Source organism: Erythrobacter sp. S158, from assembly GCF_057364915.1.
In genome coordinates this window covers 440,197-458,614 of sequence record NZ_CP200279.1, presented here as the reverse complement: position 1 = coordinate 458,614, position 18,418 = coordinate 440,197, and the positions used below count along the sequence as shown (strand labels likewise).

The window sequence follows — 18,418 nt, the reverse complement described above, 5'->3', positions numbered from 1 at the left end:
ATGGCATTCCTGATCCGCACCATCGACATCACCGCTTCGGGCCGCGAGATTGTCCGCGACCGTGAAGTCGGCAAGTCCGAACTTGTCGTCGGCCGCGCAGCGGAAAGCGATATTCACCTGGCCGACCTCGCGGTTGAGCAACGCCACGTGCGCCTTGCCGATGCGGGCGGCGGAATGCTGAGCGCGGAGTCGCTCGGTGGGCTCGAATTCGGGCTGGACGGCCGCTCGGTCAAGGAAGGGACCATTGATCCCAATGTCGGGGCCGAAGTGTCTGTCGGCTCTGCGCGCCTCGCGATCTCGCGCGAAGGTGACGGCCCGGTCCAGATCATCATCAAGCAGGTCGAGAAGGACGAGGCAGCAGGCGACGCGCTGTCCTCCTTCGCACTTGCCGCCGCCCTGCCCAGCAAGCGCACGATGGCATGGGGCTTCACGGTCGCGATCCTGGGCCTCCTGCTCGCGGTTCCTATCGTCACCAACCTTGCAAGCACGCCGCCCGAAAACGACCCGATGGACAAAGACGTCGTGGGCGCAACCAAGTTCGACGCCGCCTGGATCTCGGGCGGGATGAGCGTTGAGCACGCGCACCTCGAAGACAATTGCGAAGCCTGCCACGCGACGCCCTTCGTCTCGGTCCAGGACGAAACCTGCCTGTCGTGCCACGAAGAACTTGGCCTTGGCGATCACGCCGAGATGCCGCGCCTTCGCGAAGGCATGGCGCCTCTAAGCACCGGCGATGCGATCCAGTGGTCGATTGCCGAAACGCTCGGCAAGGAAGGCCCGCTTGGCTGCGTCTCATGCCATTCCGAGCATGAGGGACCAGTCGATCTCGCCGCCGAAGAGCACCAGTTCTGGGACCAGCAATTCTGCTCTGACTGCCACGACGATCTCGACGCGCGGCTGACCGACGTCAGTTTCGGCAACGCCAACGACTTTGGCGACAAGCACCCGCAATTCCGTCCGCTGATCTACACCGCGCACTTCTCGGACAAGCCAGTGCGCGTGTCGCTCGACACCGAGCCGGTCGAAATGAGCGGTCTCAAGTTCACGCATGACGAACACATGGACGAGCAAGGCGGCGTTGCGCGGATGGCGATCAGCCTCGGCAAGTATGGTGCGCCGCTCGAATGCAGCGACTGCCACTCGGACTGGAGTGACGCGGAACGCGACATTATGCGCGAGGGCGGGCTTACTGATGCTGCCATCGGAACCCTGGGCAACGTGAAGTGGTCGCAGGCCGATCTCAAGAACCTCAAGCAGTCTGGCCTTTCAAAGCGCCGGATTGAGGACCTTGGCGACTACAAGCCGGTCGTCATGGAGGATTCGTGTGAGGCATGTCACAGCCTCGTCTTCGACCGCGCTGGCCCCGCTTTCCGAACCCTGCGCCACGGCAATGTCGATGACCTGATGGCCGACCTTGCCACTATGGACCGCGGTCCGCGCGGCGATATCGTGAGCGGGCGCGGTCGTCCGGGGCAGTTTGCGCGTGGGGGGCGTTACTACTCGAACTTTGGCCGTCCCATGGGGCTCTACATCGCGATCAACCGCGCTCTGGAGCGAGACGGGGTCTGCGGCGAGTGCCACATTCCGACCATGACCGATGGCAGGCGCGACCTGACGCCGGTCAACCTGCCCAACCGCTTCCTGATGCACGGTGCGTTCTATCACTCTGCGCATGAGGAAGACGCAGCCGGCAATTCGCTCGAATGTACCGAGTGCCATGCGACCAGCACCTCGAACGAAGCGACCGATCTGCTGATCCCGGACCTTGAAAGCTGCCGCGATTGCCACCTTGGCGAAACCGCAGCAAAGACCGAGGAAATCGTGCCCTCGACCTGCGCGATGTGCCACGGCTATCACACGCCAACCTCTCCCTGGCGGCCCGAAGATCATCCAGATATGCCCGGAAATGGTGCTAACGATAATGTCGCAGCAATCTTGAGCAGTCTAAGACGCTAAGAATGGAGAGCGAGAAACGCGGTGTGCTGATAGCACAGATCACCGATACGCATGTCGGCTTTGAGCCGGAGGCGGGAGAGAACGAATTCAACTTCGTGCGGTTTCGCAATGTCTTGGGACATCTGCTGAACCAGAAGATCCTGCCCGACATGCTGATCCTTTCAGGCGACCTCACCGACGGCGGGCAGCCAGACAGCTACGCCCGTATTCGCGAGCTTGTCGCTGAGTGCCCCTTTCCGGTCCATGTGATCCCGGGCAATCACGATTCGCGCGATGAGCTGCTCAAGGCCTTCCCCGACTGTCCCACGGCCGATGGGTTTGCGCAATTCGCGATCGATTGCGACGATGGAGCGGGCAATGCTCTCCGGGTGCTCTGTCTCGATTCGTTCGAGCCGGGCCGCCATGGCGGCGCCTTTTGCGAGGTGCGCGCTGCCTGGCTCGCCAAAGAGCTTGCCGCGCATCCCGATACGCCAACAGTCATCTTCATGCACCACCCACCGGTGGTAGCAGGGATCGACTGGATGGACCCCAAGCCCGGCGAGGCCTGGTTCAAGCGCTTCCATGACACCGTGAAGGGTCATGACCAGATCATCTCGATCCAGGCAGGGCACCTCCACCGTCCTCTGCACTCGGTGGTCGAAGGCATTCCTTTGAGCGTCACACCGGCCGTCGCGCCGGCGGTCGCACTCGACCTAAGGCCGATGGATGCCGAGGTCGCGGACAGCCGCCCGATCGTCGCAGCAGAGCCACCCTTCTATTCGCTCCACCTGTGGCGCGGTGGCGAGTTCGTCTCGCACTTTCAACCCGTCGGCCATTGGCAGACGCTCGCTCGCTTCGAGGAGCACCTGAAGCCGATGATGAAGGGCCTGTTCGCCGAGCGCGTCTAGGCCCTCGGCACCCACCTAATCTGCAAGCGAGTGGACCACGCAGGGGGTGCGTTTGGAAAAACGTGCTCGCCCCGCCCAGTAGCTCGAAAATCGCGCGAAACCGGGGTTTGCGGGCATTCCAGAACGCGCTTGCACTTGTAGGACGTGTGACTTTCCAAGTTCGCGCCCGGCGCGCGCAATCTTCCGACAAAGCCAACCACCAAATCAAAGAGCCGCCCGCACCCTAGTGCGAGCGGCCCCTTGTAGGAAAGTTGAAGTGAGGGGGAGCGTAATCCGCCCGCCCTAACTCAGCGTGAGCTGTAAGCGATCTCGTCCGTCTCTTCGGGCTCGGCGTCCATGCCAGCGCTGCGGCGCCAAACGCTGTTGCGCCCGACCCAGCGGCTCATGTCGACCTCGTCAGTCACGCGGTACGGCACGCCCGAGCGGGTGATGAAGAGCTTCTCCATCTCCTCGCGCGTGAAGGGCCGCGAGCCGAGCCGTCCGAACACTGCCATCTGGCCGCCGGTCTCATCCACCGCGCGGTCGCGGTCGAGGCCCTTGGAAAGCGCAATCGCAGGCGATGGTGTCTTCGCATAGGCAATGAGTTCGGGCATCGGCGCCGGACTGAAGCCGTAGAAGTTGCGCTGGCTGTCGGGCGAGGTCAGTTGGAGCACCTTCATCCCGTTCACCCCGTCCGCGACGTAAGCGAAGAGTGAGGCATTGGTCGAACCGACCACAACATCCTCTGCATCGTTGAGCGTCCCGTCGAGCGTTACCTGCTGGTAAAGCTTGGGCGCACGCGGGTTGGTCACGTTGAAGATCATCAATCCGTCGCCCTTCGCCGCGACATAGGCATAGGTGCGTGCGACGTAGATGCGGCGGGCATCGGCAATCGGATAGGTCGCTTCGGGGACCGCGACAGGATCATCCATCTTGGTCACGTCGAAGACCTTGAGGCCTTCCGCATCGGTCACCCAAAGATAACGGAACTGGATCGTCGTCGCACGCGCGTCGGTCATCGGGATGACCTTGGTTACGCGCGGGGCGAGGCAGCTTTCTGCCGGGTTTTCGGGATCGACTTCGCACTCATCGCGCCAGGCGGTCGCCGGATCATCGGCGATATCCTTGGGAAGGTAGACCACGACCAGCCCTGCATCTGCAGTGATGTAGGCATAATCGCCTGCGAGCGTAATGTGCTTGGCGCCGGTCAGAACACCGTCCGGGTTCCACGCATCTGAGCCATCGGGGAAGATCGCGCGCTCGAAGAAGTTGTCGCGGAATTCGCCGTCGGCCAGCGTGTTGACGTCGACCGCGATCAGGCCTTCGACGCTGTCAGTGATGAATGCGTAGTCATAGACCGGGCTAAACGCCTGCTCCTGATTGACTTCGCGCATCTGGGCGGTGTTGCGCTCAGGCGCGATTGGCTGGTTGGTAGCAACCGCCATGCAGGTCGCGTCTTCGGTGTCGACATGGGTATCGTGGCCGAGCGGCGAGAACGGCGCGGTAATGATGCGTTCCGAGATGCCCTTGTTCCCGATCGAGGCGATGTCATAGGCGCGGAAACCGCCCCGCCCTTCGGCGACGAACAGATATTCGCCGCGCATCTGAAGGCAGCCGACGCGGTCGCGCGTGCCTTCGTGGACGTTGACGAATTCCTCAAACGGCTTGGTCTCGCCCGAATAATCATCATCGAACGCTTCGCCGCGCACCCAGTTCTTGAGCTCACGCCCGTTGTCCTCGACGTGGCGGCGCCAATAGTCGGGATACGAATAACGGTGGAGGTACGAACCGAGCACTGCTTGTGGCTCGTCATATTCGGTGACACGAATGGCGTTGATGCCGCCTTCGAGGCCGGTGAAGGCATGCATCCCGACAAAGTTGACGTAATTCGTGCCCAGCAGCAGCAGCTGCGCCATGATCGCATTGTTGTCCTCTGCCTGTGAGAGGTGACAATCGGTGCAGGTCTTGGTCTCGTTCAACCGGACCGTGTGCGGGAAGTGCGGCGCGAAGGCTTGCGAAGAGAAGCCGACCGCGCTGATCGGCGGCTGCTGCACGTAGATGCGCTCGCGGTTGATGTTGGTCGAGGACAGGATCAGCGCCGAAGACGACCGGATCGGAGCGGTCTGGTTGCCCTTGGTCGTCTGGTGCACGCCAAGCTGGAACATCTGGTCGCGCGCAACCTGCGGGTTGTAGGTCGCAAAGTTTCGCGTCTCGCCACCTTCGTAGCGGTGCGACTTGGTCTTCCAGTTTGCCTCGATCGGCAGGTGACAGCCGCCGCACGATGTCGTCCAGGAAAGGTGGCAGGTGAAGCATGCCATTTCCGGATCGCGGTGAGCGCGGTCTTCCTCGGCGATACCGGGGCCGAATTCATAGCGGCCGGTTTCGCCGCCATATTTGCTCATCAGCTTCGAGCGGGCCGAGCGGTCGTTGAAGCATGCACCGTTCGAGGTGCTGCCTTCGTTGTCGCAGGCCGGAAGCTCGGGATTGACCGAGTCCTTGGTGAGGCTGACCTGCCATTCGAGTTCGGGATCGACGAGGCTGCGCTGGATCAGGATGCGGTGGCCCTTGTCGTCCTCTTTCCATTCGAACCGGCGCTGGCCGTCCGGGTTGCGAAGGAGAGCAAGGTTGTGGCCTTCGGGCGGCGCGGCAGGACCGCTGGTGCGAAGTGTCGGATATGCATCGGCGGTGCCGTGGCAATCCTTGCACCCGATCTCGATCGCGTTGGCGACTTCGCCGTAGATGAGGCCGTTGCCGTGGGTGTCCTGTTCGAAGTGACAGTCGACACACTGCATCCCAGCCTCGGCGTGGATCGACATCATGTGGACCGCGACGCCGGGATTGTTGGTGTCGTTTTCAGCCGGGTTCTTCTCAACCTCGACGAACAATTCCTCGCCATCCTTGCGCCAGCGCTGACGCCAGCGATCCTGGTGGTAGGCAAATTCCTCAGCGCTGTCGGTTTCCGGATCGCCGGGGCGCAGGATGTTGCCTTCGGCATCGAGCAGATTGCCTTCGCGGTCGCGCTTGAAGATGCCGCGGAAGTTCCAGCCGTGGCCGTGATAGTCGGCAAACTGGGTGTGCTCGAGCTCCGGGTTCAGCTCATAGACGTTGCGCAGGAAATCGAGGTTTGCCCACATCCCGCGAGCGGCAGCGCCTTCAGGGTTGCGATCCATGATGGCGCGCACTTCCTCGGCGGTGGGGAAGCGTTGTTCTTTGTAGAATGCCTCGTAATCCTCGTCGCTCATGCCGTGCGGGCGCGGGGTGGTGTTTTCCGGGCCGGACCACATGAAGGGCGCATCACTCTCGTAATCCCACATCGTGTAGCCGAGATACGAGTTCAGGAAGATGTTGGGCTGGTGCATGTGGCAGTTCATGCACTGCGCGGTCGGGATCGAGCGGGTGAAGACGTGGCGGATCGGGTGACCGCTCTCACGCTTGGGCTCGTCCGAATGCGCGTCGTGGCCGTCGCCATAGGGATCGTCGCCTGGCCCCTTCAGCGCGCCGTGGCCGTCGGTGTAGTCGCCGCCATGGTCATCCCCGTGGCCGTTACCGTCATAGCCTTCGCCAGGAATGCGCCCGCCGTAGCCAGCACTCTCTCGCGAATAGCACTGGGCAGCAGCGGCGGCGTTGGCGTTGGCAACCGGGTTGATGCAGGGGTCGACCGTCTGCGTCTGCCCGTCGCGGCCATATTGCGCGTAAGTGAGGCTGTGACGCGGCTCACGGTCGTTCGCATAGACGACGTGGCAGCTCGCGCAGCCCGAGTGGCGATAGTCGCCCGGCTGGTCGTTCGTCCCCATGAACCAGGTGAACGGGTCGTTGAGGCGGGTCTTGTGAATGTTCAAGGCCGGGATCGCAACGCGAAGGCCGGTGCCGGGACCACGATTCGACTGCTTGAGGTCGGGACGGCCCGGCTCCTCGAGGCGCTGAATGAGGCCGGTCGGGCTCGGCAGGCCGATCTCCGGGAATTGCGAGTTGATTGTGCGTCCGCCACGCTCGAACACGCGGAAGACGTCGGCAGGCGGGATCACGTGCCATGTCGGCAGCGGATAAAGCTGGCCGAGCACGCCGCGCGCCTCTTGAGCCTCGGAAAGCGTGCCGTCTTCGCCATAGCCGGGCGAGGAGATGACATTGGCAACACCCGAGATCGTCGCCGGGTCGCCCGAGCGGGTGTAGGCTTCGCCAAGGATGTAATTCTTGAAGGGCAAGATGCCGTTGTTGTAGGTCGCCCCACCCCACAGCATCGCGCCGGTTGCCATGATCGAACGTTCGGCGGCTTCGATCGACTGGATGTGGCAAGATCCACATGCCTCGCGCGCCACTCGGTAATCCGAGGGGTTCACGAACTTCACAAACTCCGGCGATTCCTTGTTGAGCAGCGCGTAGGAGCGCTTGGGGTTAGCCGATGAGGGGGCGTGCCAGCTGTCGGGATATTTGGGCAGGACGTGTGCAGCATCGCGCGCGGCTGCATAATCGGGGTGGTCGTAAGGCAGCGCGGGATTGCCTTCGACGCCTGCGTTACCGCCGTGGCAGTCGGTGCAGCCCAGCACGACAGCAGGTGTCTCGTGCATCGTCGCCGCATCGCTTGCCTTGTGGCAGGTCTTGCAGCCCATCGACTTCGCATCGGCCTCGGCCTGCGACTGCCGCGCAGGAGCGGGCGGCGCGAGCACGCCTGCGTCCTTGTAATTGCGATAGACCGGCTTTTCCTCTGCCGCCGCAAATCCGGTCGACTGGAATACCGATACGCCAAGCACCATCACGGCAAACGCAAAAAGCGCCTGAGCAGGTGAAATGAGGCCTCGAAGCGAGATGAGTTTGCCAAGCATCAGTAGGTCAACGTCACGTTTGCGAGGATCGAGTAATACTCATCCTGGTTGCCGAGATTGTCGAACAGGTCCCTGAACCCGTCGCCCGAAAGGAGCGCTGCGCCCGACAGGCGGAAAACGATGTTTTGGTTGGCCTTGGGCCGCCAGATGGCCGAGGCCGAAAGGTCATAGCCAATCTCGCTCGGGATCGATCCTTCGACACGCAGTGCCTCAAGCGTTGCCGTATTTTCGAACCAGAGGTGATTTGCGTTCGCGCTAAGGCGGAATTCCGGCGTCAGGTCAAAGTCCGCGCCAACGCCGACCAGCCACAGCCCCGGATTGTTGAAGTTCGACTGCCCCTGCTCTTTAGAGGAGCGCAGGTTGTTGAGGATGCCGTTGCGGCCATTGACCGCAACCGCGCGGCCTCCGCCTGCGAACGGGATCGTCTGTCTGATCCAGTAGGAGGTGTCAGCACCTGCAAAGACCGGGTTTTCGAAGATCGCGTCGAACCCGCCCTCTGTGTCGTCATAGGGATCGCTGTCGCCGCTCTGGAAAGCGCCCGACAGGCGGAAACGCGCCCAGTCGCGGTCGTAGCTTAGCTCTACGGCAGCAAACTGCGCGTTGATGTCGGCCTCTTCGCCAGTGAAGAAGTTGTTGCGGTCCTCACCCAGCGCCCAATAGGCGCTGCCCGTGATGTTGATCCGCCCAATGCGGCCATCAACGTTGTAGCCGAGGTAGAACACGTCGTAATCGCGCCCGCGAATATCGCCGAGCAGCGCCGGGCGAACCGGGAAGCCGTTATCGTCGATCTCGATATCGTTGCCCTCGCGGTTGCGATTATAGGCAAAGGTGATCTGGCTGGTCAGCGCCGGGATCAGGAAATCCTGACGATAGGCGTTGGCGATGAAGACGAAATCGTCGCGCGGTTCCTGAACGACCGAGTTCAGACCGCTGTTTGTGTCCTTCTCAAGCCGCCAGAACGCGCCGAGGTTGAACTGGAAACGGTTGTTGTCGCGATTGCCGAACAGGCGCACGCCGAGCTGCTGATCGTTGAACAGGAACCCGCGGAAATCGGCCTGAAACGGCTGGATGCCGGCACGGATCGAGATGAAGTCAAACCGATCGGTGTCGAGCGGGGTGAAGTGGTAGTCGACGAACAATTCCTGGACGCCCAGAAAATGGTCGAGACGGTCGGTCCCCTTCGACGGCTCAACAAACAGAACGCGCCGCTCTGGCACGTCGACATAGTTCACGTTGTAGGCAAGCGTGACGCGGTATTCGACCGATGGCGGCTGATAGGCTGTGTTACCCTTGAGCAGTGCTGCGCCGACGATGAAAGTCTGTGACAGCACGGTCGAGAAATCGTTGCCGAACACGTCGAGCCGGTCCGGGTCTTCGGTCGTCTGAACGCCGACGGGAATCGGGAAAGTGCGCGGCTCGTAAACCGTGTCGCTGATCGCGTTCAGGACAAAGAACCATTTGCCCGGCGATTTGAGTCCGAGGAACTTTGGCGTTCCGCACGGCGCACTGCCATAGGGCGGTTCTTCGCCCGCTGCCTCTGCCGCTTCGCGAAGGCGGCGGCGGCGTTCCTGCTCGTCCTCGGTCGGAATGCAGATCGGCCGGTCGCCCTTGTAGGTGTTCTGCGCGTAGGGGTCGAAGAAGTCTTCCTCGACCACGCCAAGCGATTCAATCAGACGCCAGCGATCCGGGATCGGCACCTGCGAGGGATCGAAAGCCTGCGGCGGCGGGGCACGAACGGCGCCCTCGTTCACCTGTATTACCTCTTCGGGAAGCTCTTCATTGAAGCCGGGACGCTCGCGCCCTTCGAGGATTTGCCGGTCGAGATCCTCACCCTCTTCGCGCGCGGTGGTGTTGAGGCCTTCGCCTACGCTTCGATTGTGATCCTGCTCCTGCCCCTGGCTCTGTTCGGGCTCAGGCGGCTGCTCCTGCTGCACGCCGCCACCGGAGTCCTGCGCCATTGGCTGCGAGAGGATAACGAGCGGGAGAAGCGAGAAGGCCGACATGGTTACAGCCCCTCACATACGTTCTGTGTCGGATCATCGAGGAACGGCGCGAACGGGCAGTTCACGTAGCGCAGCCGGACTTGCCGCCCGGCGACGTTCACGACGATGCGGTCCGCGCGGATGTCGTTGGGCGCGTTGTTGATCGACCCGGTACGCACCCCTGCATTGTGAAGGCCGAGGAAGCTGACCATGTCATCCTGGTCGATACCGTCGCCCGAAACCCCGATACCGCCAATCAGCTGGCCGCCGCGATAGATCGGGACCGAGCCGGGGAATATCTGGATGCCGTTGGAAATGCGCGGCGTGCCTTGCGAAGTGTTGGGCAGCCCTGTGCAGGCACGCGGCGTATCAGGCTGTGTCCCGTTGCTCACAATAAAGCCCGCGTGCTGGAAGATGTTTCCGGCAACTAGCGTCAGCTGAAGCCCAGTCGCGAACGGGCTGAACTCTTGCGGATCCTCAACCGAGAGGGGCCCTGCGATCGGGCCGACTTCACCGTCAGGAAAATAGGGACGCGCAAGGTTGCCGCCCGAACGGTCTGCAAAGGCGAATGTCCCGGTCAGGGCATTGGGATCGCCAAGGAAATCGCGCACCCGCTGCACCACTGCCGCCACTTCGGGCGGAGCCGCCGAGAAGTCCTGCGCGGCAATCGGGTTCGAGAAAAGCGCTGCGGTGCGCGCTTTTTGCAGCGACACGTCGGTGCCGAAAATCGGTCCGTCCGGGCTGCGAACGATGCCGAGGATCTGGCCGTTCGTGTCGACCACGCTGATCGTCGCCTGCATCCGGCTGTCGAGCGGGCGACGGATCTGTGCGCGAGCGCGGCTCAAGACAACGAACGCTTCTTCGAGAACCGCGCGAACCTCGCTCGCCGTCAGGGGCTGGCTAACCAGAGTGCCATCGGTCCCGGCGCGGATCGGATAGCGGTTGTTGCCGTTTCCGTCGGTCAGGACAAAGGCGTCGGGATTGGAAAATTCGGCAGGGGTCGAGGCGCGGATGCCGCTTGCCTCTGTGCCGTATGCGGTGCCTGCGCGAATTGTGCCGTCGGTATAGCCAGCGACAGAAATCAGCGCGCCGCCCGGACCGTTTACCGCGTCAAAGTTGGTCTGGAGCGGAGAAAGCTGGTCAAACCGCGCATCGACAAAGCGGAGCGCTGTTCCATCGACGCTGATGCGGTTGGCCCTGATCGTCTCTGGTGCGACGAAACCTTGCGTCCCGGCGAGCGCTGCGAATTCTTCCGGATCGTTGTCGACATCAAGGATGTTGGCATCGAAGCCGTAATTGCCATCGCCTTCTACCCCGATCCCGCCGACGATGACGCCGTTCTTGTAGATCGGAAGCCCGCCTGAATCGGCTGCAAGGCCAAGCGGCGAACGCTTGGGCCCGATAAAGGCCCCCGGCCCGCCCGATGCGGAAAAGCGTTCGCTGAGGTCTGAGCACGGAAGCTGGCTGAACTGCACACCGAACAGCGGGCCGCTTTCAAGCCCCACTGTGGTCGGGGCAGGCGGAAAGTGTTCTTGCACGATCTGGCTGGCCGTGCGGGTCGAAAACGCATTGCCGCCGCTCGACAGATAGGCGCCCGTCACCGCTTTTGCGATGGCTGCCGCCGATGAAGGAACATCGACGCCCTGCAAGCCGATCCCTGCGCCCGGTGCTGCCGTGCCGCCGATCTGGTTGAGGCTTACCTGCGTCGTGCCCGGTGCGCCTGCCATCTGGAACACGGCAAGCACGTTACCAACGCGGTCAGTGACAGCGATCGTCGATGGAATACCGCGCGCGCTCGCCTCGCCTGCGGCCTGAGCGATGATCTGCTGAACTTCGCCGACCGAGAGGCTTTCCTGCGCTGGGAAGTTGAAGAGTTGCCCCTGCGGTGGAGGCGGCGGTGGTGGAGGTGGCGGCGGATTACCGCCCGTGCCCCCGCCTCCGGGAGCGGAGTCCCCACCGCCACAGGCGGCCAGCACCAGAAGCGGTGCACCTGCCAGAACTTTCCATCCCCCCGCCATGGTCAGCTCAACCTGCGGATCGCTGCGATGGCCGAAGCCAGAGACGCGCGGAAGTTATCGGGGTCGTAAGCGTTTGGCTCCTGCACAGCAGCATAGGCCTTGTTGATGTCGGAGCGGATACCGGCAGCCGCGCCGGAAGTGACGCGGCCATTGGTGACAAGGCCGTTCAGAAGCGTGTCGATCGCCATCACCGCCTGCACCGAGCCGGAATAGTCCGTGAAGCGCGGGCGGATCGCGTTGTCGCCGATGATGCCGATCACCCGGAAGGCGTCGGCGTTGGCATAGGCCCGCTGGCTCAGAGCATTGGAAAGCGCCCCTGCCCGCTGCGACAGCGCAATCGCGGCCTCGCGCGGATCGGAGCCGTTACCGCCCATCGCTGCGTGGAAGCTGCGGCTGGCTGCGCGGAATTCGTCGGCCTGACCCGGCACCAAAGCCCCGGCAACGGCGGTCAGCATGATGATGCTCTCATCATTGAACGGCGCATTGCCAAACGGGATCGGACGCCCTGGATTTTCCTCGAACGTCAGGCGGCGCTGGCTCGAGTCCTGGATTTCGCGGTGACACGAATGGCAATCGAGGAAGTAATACTGCGGGAAGACGCCTTCCATGCCGAACTTCGGATTGGCGAAGAGACCAGTTGCGCGGCGCACCGCCTCGGCCTGACCCACCGCCCAGAAGCGCACCGCGTTGGGCTTGCGCTTACGCTGGACATAATCGTCATCGATATTGTGGTGCTGTTGAAGCGCGCTGAACAGGTCGAGTTCGAACGAGACACGCGGGTGGCCCGCTGCCATCATCGAGTGCGTGACAAACTGCCCCGGCTTGGTCGAACCATAGTGGCAATCCAGGCAGACATTGGCGCGAACCTGCGGCTGCTCGAGCGGAGTAAGGCCGTCGGCAACGTTCGAAGCATGCGTTGCAGGGCGAGCATAGTGGCTCGACAGCCACGCATCGCCTGCGGGGCCATGGCAGCTTTCGCAGCCGACGCCATCGGAAAGCTGGAAGCGCGGACCCTTAGGAGCGGAGGGAACGTAAGTGGCGTGGCAGCCAAGGCATTCCTTGGCCTGCGTCGCATCACCAAGGCCGAGTGTTGCGGTAATCTGCTGGCCACGACGACCGGCGAGCACGGCATAGGCGCGGCTGTGAGCGCCGCTTGGCGAGGAAGGCTCCTGCCAGGTTGCGATCTCGTCTTGCCTGACTACAGCGCCGTTCCCTTCGGCACGGCCATGGCAGGTCGAACCTGCGCAACTGGCCACGCCTTCGAACTGCGCGTTGCCCGATGCGGTTGCTGCTGGATAGATTGCGATGAGCCCGAGCACGGCGAAGACGCGCGCGAAACCCGCGACATTCCGGCTCAGGGAATTAGCCAATCCCCACTTCGGCCCTGATCTTGTCATCTCATACCCCCCACGAGATGCCTGCAACTTTGCCTTTTTATCCGAGCGACGCAAGCCCTTAGCGCCATGCGCACCCAGATATCCCGTCTGCTGCCTGCGCAAACTACGCCCAAAGGCTAGCAATGCGCAGACCGCGATACTTGTATGGTAACGTCAAGTAATGGGTGATCCCCCGACTCTGCCCTCCCAAGCAAGTGCACCTTTGTCACAGTAGCGACGGGTAGATGCAACCTTCAATCCGATGATTTCCCGGACAAACCTCGCGAATTTTTTGCAAGTGTTGCCTCAATATGAGTGAAACTGTCGTCTCAGTCCTTTCAAGGATCGAGCAGTCTTGTCATGAATAGGTCAGGCGCGATTTTCAGGGGAGCCGAGCCGATATCATGACAACACCGCCCATTCCCGTCGGCAGCGACGGCTTCTTCCATCCTGCAAACGAGGATCAGGTGATTGCGCTTGTCCATTATGCGCGTGAGGCTGGTGTACAGATCCGTGCTCGCGGTGCGACGCACTCGGTCGCGTGGAGCATCTACACCGATCCCAGCAGCGACAATCCGCGCAATCGCACGCTCCAGCAAAGTCCGCCCCCGCCCAAGGATGGCAAGCGCGAGATCAACATCGCCTTCGACAAGATGCGCGATCTCAAATGGGTCGATACTGACAAGGGCGTGATCGAGGCAGGACCGGGTATCAATCTTGGCTGGGACCCGCAGGAACCGTTCGGCGTCTCGACTTTGGAAAACAGCCTGCTCTACCAGATTTTCCAGCAAGGCTGGGCCGTCAGTACGCTAGGCGGGATTACGCACCAAACGCTTGCCGGGTTTACCGCCACCGGATCGGCGGGCGGATCGACTCGCTATGGCTGGGACAACGCCGTTGCCTTCAAGGTGGTCGACGGCACTGGCAATTGCGAATGGATCGAGCAGGGGCATGAGCACTTCCACGCCTATGCGACCTCGATAGGATTGCTGGGCATTGTCGTCGCGGTCCGCATGCAACTCATCAAGATGTACAACGTCGAAGGGTCAGAGCAGACGACGCCTCTTTCGGGCTCAGAAGCGCCGATGGATTTCCTCGGTTCGGGCAGCGCGGACCAGCCTAGCCTAGAGCAGTTCCTCAAGGACACGGAGTACACGCGCGTCGTGTGGTGGCCGCAAAAGGGCGCAGAGCGCATCCAGACGTGGCAGGCGAAGCGGGTCGATCCGCCGAAGAACCCCGACGACAACGTGCCCTATCAGCAGTTCACGCCCGACTATGGCGGCCAGACCGAGCAATATCTCGGTGCGCTCATCTTCGTGCTGGTGGGCAATACCAATCCGGGACGCATCATCGGGCTGATCTGGCAGAAGACCTGCGCCTATCTTGAAAACCTCGCATTCGTACTGCGGCAGAGCGAGAAGGGCGAGATCTCGCGCTTCCTGACTTTCCTGCTCGGGTGCCTGACCGGGATTGTCGCTGGGGCAATCGCGACCGTGCTTGCCTTCTTCAACGCGGTCATCACCGCGGTCTTTCCGAAGCTGCTGCCGATCTTCCAGCCGATGACCGAGCGCGGGGAAGAGACGACATTCAACGACTGGTATTGGCGCTCGCTTTGCATGGACAACACCGTCAGCGACGAATTGCTCGGCACCGAGTTCACCGAGATTTGGGTGCCGATCGACCGCACGCAGGAGGTGATGAACATCTATCAGACCATGTTCGAGGAAGGCGGCGAAGAGGCCACCGGCTATTTCTCGACCGAGGTTTATGGCGGCTCGCCCACCCGTGGCTGGATGCATCCGGGCTACAGCGATGGCACGGACGAGTATGCGCGAGGAGCTGTGCGGATCGACGTGTACTGGTACCGCGACAATGACGGTATTCCCAATGACGACGAGGGCTTCCTCGACCAGTATTGGGACATCCTGAAGCAGAACAACATTCCGTTCCGTCTGCACTGGGGCAAGTTCATCCCGCGTGACAACCTCCCTTTCTGGGCAAAGCATTACCGCGACAATCTGCCGCGCTTTGACGACTTCATGGATCTGCGCGCGCAGCGCGATCCGCACGACTTGTTCTTCACCGACTACTGGAAAACAAGGCTGACCGGTAAGTAGGGCCCGTCCGCCATTTTTGCTGCGCTGCAACAAAGCGCTTGGCGAATCCTTGAACACGCGTATGTTCGAGGTGGTGGGCGACATATCTGATCTCGCATTGACAGGGGCCGCACTGCTTTTGGCAGGGGCGGCTGCTGGCTTCGCGGGCGGATTGTTCGGCATCGGGGGCGGCTTCGTCGTTGTCCCAGCCCTCGTCTTCCTGCTCCCGCTGATGGGTGTGTCTGCCGAACAAACGGCGCATGTCGCGGTCGGAACCTCGCTTGCAACAATCATCTTCACATCGGTCCGCTCGACCATGAGCCACGCCGCGCGAGACTCGGTCGATTTCGATCTACTCAAGGGCTGGGCCCTGTGGGTGGTGCTGGGCACGTTCGCAGGCGCGTGGATCGCCGACTTCGTTTCAGGCGCTCAGCTAGCGATGATCTTTGGCGTGGGCGTGCTTGGCTTTGCTTTCTATTTCCTGCTGCCTGCGCGCGCTGCCGAGCCAATGTTTGCTGGCATGCCCGCAGGCATTCCCCGCGCAGGGATTGCGGGCACGCTCGGCGCGTTTTCGGCGCTGCTCGGGATAGGCGGAGGGACGCTGACAACGCTCACCATGACCGTGTGCGGCGCGCCTATCCACCGCGCAATCGGGACCGCTGCCGGCATGGGCGCGATCATCGCGATCCCCGGCGCAATCGGGTTTGCCATCATTGGGTTAGGAGAGGTCGGATTGCCGTGGGGGTCGCTGGGCTACGTCAATCTGCCAGCCGCGCTCGGCATCATCGTCACCTCGATCATTTTCGCGCCGCTCGGAGTTGCGGTCGCTCACAATCTCGCGCCGCAGGTGCTTCGCCGCATCTTCGGAATCTACCTCATTGTCGTCGGAGTAACGATGATCGCCAAGTTCTAGTGCCAGTTGAAAAGGGGACCAATCATGCACGCCAATCGCCGCACCTTCCTTGCAGGAGCCTCCATCGGAGCCGGGCTTTCCGCTCTTCCCGTAGCCTCCACCGCAACGACCCCGATGGCCGAGCCCGATTTTGGGCCGATGCACGGACAGGCGCTCTTGAGCCGCAACGAGAACCCCTATGGCCCCGCCCCTTCCGCGATCCAGGCGGTGAACGAGAGCGCGCAGATGGGCTGCTATTATGCAGACCGCGGACAGCGCCGCCTGCGCGACATGATCGCTGAACGGCACAATGTCTCTCCGCAGATGGTGGTGATCGGATCAGGCTCGACCGAAATCCTGTGCGCCATCGCGCTTGCATGGGGGCGGCAAGGTTCGGTGCTGGGCGCTGAACTGTTCTGGGATACGACGCTGCTTTACGGAGAGCGGCAGGGCGTGCAATCAGTGCGCGTGCCTCTGGCCACCGACATGAACCTCGACCTCGATGCGATGGAGGCGGGGGTCAGCGAAGAAACCTCGCTGATCCAGATCTGTAACCCCAACAACCCGACCGGCGTGCTGATCCCCGCAGCTGACCTGCGCGCTTTTGCCAGCAAGGTGAAAGGCAAAGCGACGCTGTTGGTGGACGAGGCCTATAACGAGCTCACCGACAATCCCGACGACAACACTATGATCGATCTGGTTCGCGCGGGCGAGGACGTGATCGTGTGCCGCACATTCTCGAAGATCTACGGCATGGCGGGAATGCGCGTTGGCTATGCGATCACGAGCGAAGAGAATGCCCAGCGCATTCGCGGCCACCTGATGAGCTTTGGTGGTAATATCTCGGGCGTTGCCGCTGCCATCGCCTGCTACAACGATCACGGCTTTCTCGACCGTTCACGTGCGATGGTGCTCGAAGGGCGCGAGATGATCATGGACGCAGTGGCCAAAGCGGGCCTCACCGCGCTGCCGACCCAGACCAACTTCGTCTACGTGAAGGTGCCCGATGCCGACGCCGTGCGGGCTGCCATGGCTGAGCGCGGCATCTCTATCCGCGGCGCCTACGGCAAATGGACCCAGTATTCACGCGTCAGCACCGGCATGCTCGAGGACGTTTCGCGCTATGCATCCGCGCTGCCCGAGATTATCGATGGCATGAGAGCATAGAGAGAAGAGGATTAGCCTGATGCGATTTTCGGCACGGGCGGCGCTTGGCGCTGCGATCGGTCTGGCGAGCCCTGCGCTGGCAGACACGCTGGTCGATGTGGAGAGCGAGCATGTCGACCAGAGCGTCGAGATGCCCACTTTCAAGGTCGACACCAGCTGGCCCAAGCTGCCCGGTGACATGATCCTCGGGCAGATCCCCGGCCTCTCGATTGCCGAAGACGACACGATCTGGGTGCTCACCCGCCCCAATTCGCTCGCCCCCACGGAAATCGGGCGCGACACCGATCCGCCGATCACTCAGGCCTGTTGCACCGCTCCGCCGCATGTTTTGCAGTTTGACCAGGAGGGCAATCTCCTGCGCAGTTGGGGAGGCACAGAGCTTGCGCCGGGTGAAAGCACGGTCACGGGCAGCGGGCGCAACGCGGTCGAGGAAGGCGACGAGCAATGGCCCGCCAACGTGCACGGCCTTTATGTCGACAAGGAAGGCACCGTCTGGATCGGCGGCAACGGCAATGGTGACCATGTGGTGCTGAACTTCACAGCCGATGGCGAGTTCATCCGCCAGATCGGCCGCCGCCAGACGACTGAGGGCAATTCGAGCGAAGAATATCTCGGCAATCCTGCCGACATCGCTGCCGATGGTGACAGCGTGCTGGTGGCCGACGGCTATATCAACAAGCGCATTATTGCTTTCGACCACGGCGACCTCGCCTTTGACGAGCTCTACGGCGCCTATGCCGAGGATCCCGATGGCGGCACGCGCGACGAACCCTTCGACCAGAGCCAGGCGACCAGCACCGGCGATGGCGGCGCAAACCCGGAAAGCCGCAGCTTTGGCGACATTGTCCATTGCGTCGTCAGAGGTCCGGACGACACCGTCTATGTCTGCGACCGCCGCAACAATCGCTTGCAAGTCTTCCGCGAAACCGAAGATGGAACCGAGTTCGTCCGCGATGTCGTGATCGCCGACGGCACGGGAGGAACGCGCACCGCAAGCGACGTCGCATTCAGTCCCGATGGAACCTACGTCTACGTCGCCGACATGATGAATGGCCGGGTGTGGATCCTTCTGCGCGAAACGCACAATGTTGTTGGCTGGTTCGGACGCAATGGCCGCTATCCCGGCCAGTTCATCTGGCTGCACAGCGTCGATGTTGACAGCGAAGGCAATGTCTACACCAGCGAAGTCAACACCGGACGCCGCGTCCAGCGCTTCGTCTTGCAAGGAGCCGAGGACTAGGCTCT

At 62.2% G+C, this 18,418-nt stretch carries 10 protein-coding genes; 6 read left to right on the top strand and 4 right to left on the bottom strand.

What is annotated here, in order from left to right; all coding sequences use genetic code 11:
• Together AC0V6T_RS02280 and AC0V6T_RS02275 are read left to right on the top strand one after the other, a co-directional pair.
• On the top strand, positions 1–1,956 hold the full coding sequence (locus AC0V6T_RS02280; protein WP_486123975.1) for a cytochrome c3 family protein: 1,956 nt from the start codon (positions 1–3) through the stop codon (positions 1,954–1,956).
• 2 nt (positions 1,957–1,958) lie between these two features.
• Complete coding sequence (locus AC0V6T_RS02275) at positions 1,959–2,843, top strand: phosphodiesterase (RefSeq protein WP_007165040.1); 885 nt, start codon at positions 1,959–1,961, stop codon at positions 2,841–2,843.
• Between the two features lie 287 nt (positions 2,844–3,130).
• Here AC0V6T_RS02275 and AC0V6T_RS02270 read toward each other — a convergent pair whose 3' ends face one another.
• Genes AC0V6T_RS02270 through AC0V6T_RS02255 form a run of 4 tightly spaced genes read right to left on the bottom strand, consistent with a single transcriptional unit; the run spans position 3,131 to position 13,012 of the window.
• Entirely contained in the window at positions 3,131–7,642 is a 4,512-nt protein-coding gene (locus AC0V6T_RS02270) for an LVIVD repeat-containing protein (protein WP_486123973.1), read from the bottom strand.
• Positions 7,642–9,645: a hypothetical protein gene (locus AC0V6T_RS02265; protein ID WP_486123971.1), complete on the bottom strand. Its 2,004-nt coding sequence runs from the start codon at positions 9,643–9,645 to the stop codon at positions 7,642–7,644. Before AC0V6T_RS02265 ends, AC0V6T_RS02270 begins: the two co-directional genes overlap by 1 nt.
• 2 nt (positions 9,646–9,647) lie before the next feature.
• On the bottom strand, positions 9,648–11,642 hold the full coding sequence (locus AC0V6T_RS02260; protein WP_486123969.1) for a heme-binding protein: 1,995 nt from the start codon (positions 11,640–11,642) through the stop codon (positions 9,648–9,650).
• 2 nt (positions 11,643–11,644) lie between these two features.
• Positions 11,645–13,012, bottom strand: a complete 1,368-nt coding sequence (locus tag AC0V6T_RS02255; protein WP_486123967.1) for a multiheme c-type cytochrome — start codon at positions 13,010–13,012, stop codon at positions 11,645–11,647.
• Between the two features lie 410 nt (positions 13,013–13,422).
• On the opposite strand from AC0V6T_RS02255, the gene AC0V6T_RS02250 reads away from it, so the two are divergent.
• The 4 genes from AC0V6T_RS02250 (at position 13,423) to AC0V6T_RS02235 (ending at position 18,413) form a co-directional block, all read left to right on the top strand.
• Positions 13,423–15,135, top strand: coding sequence for an FAD-binding oxidoreductase (locus tag AC0V6T_RS02250; RefSeq protein WP_486123965.1), 1,713 nt, complete (start codon positions 13,423–13,425; stop codon positions 15,133–15,135).
• Positions 15,136–15,205: 70 nt separating this feature from the next.
• Positions 15,206–16,027: a sulfite exporter TauE/SafE family protein gene (locus AC0V6T_RS02245; protein ID WP_486128473.1), complete on the top strand. Its 822-nt coding sequence runs from the start codon at positions 15,206–15,208 to the stop codon at positions 16,025–16,027.
• Positions 16,028–16,051: 24 nt separating this feature from the next.
• Positions 16,052–17,173: a pyridoxal phosphate-dependent aminotransferase gene (locus AC0V6T_RS02240; protein ID WP_486123963.1), complete on the top strand. Its 1,122-nt coding sequence runs from the start codon at positions 16,052–16,054 to the stop codon at positions 17,171–17,173.
• A gap of 19 nt (positions 17,174–17,192) precedes the next feature.
• Positions 17,193–18,413, top strand: a complete 1,221-nt coding sequence (locus AC0V6T_RS02235; protein WP_486123961.1) for an NHL repeat-containing protein — start codon at positions 17,193–17,195, stop codon at positions 18,411–18,413.
• The last annotated feature ends 5 nt before the right edge of the window (positions 18,414–18,418 follow it).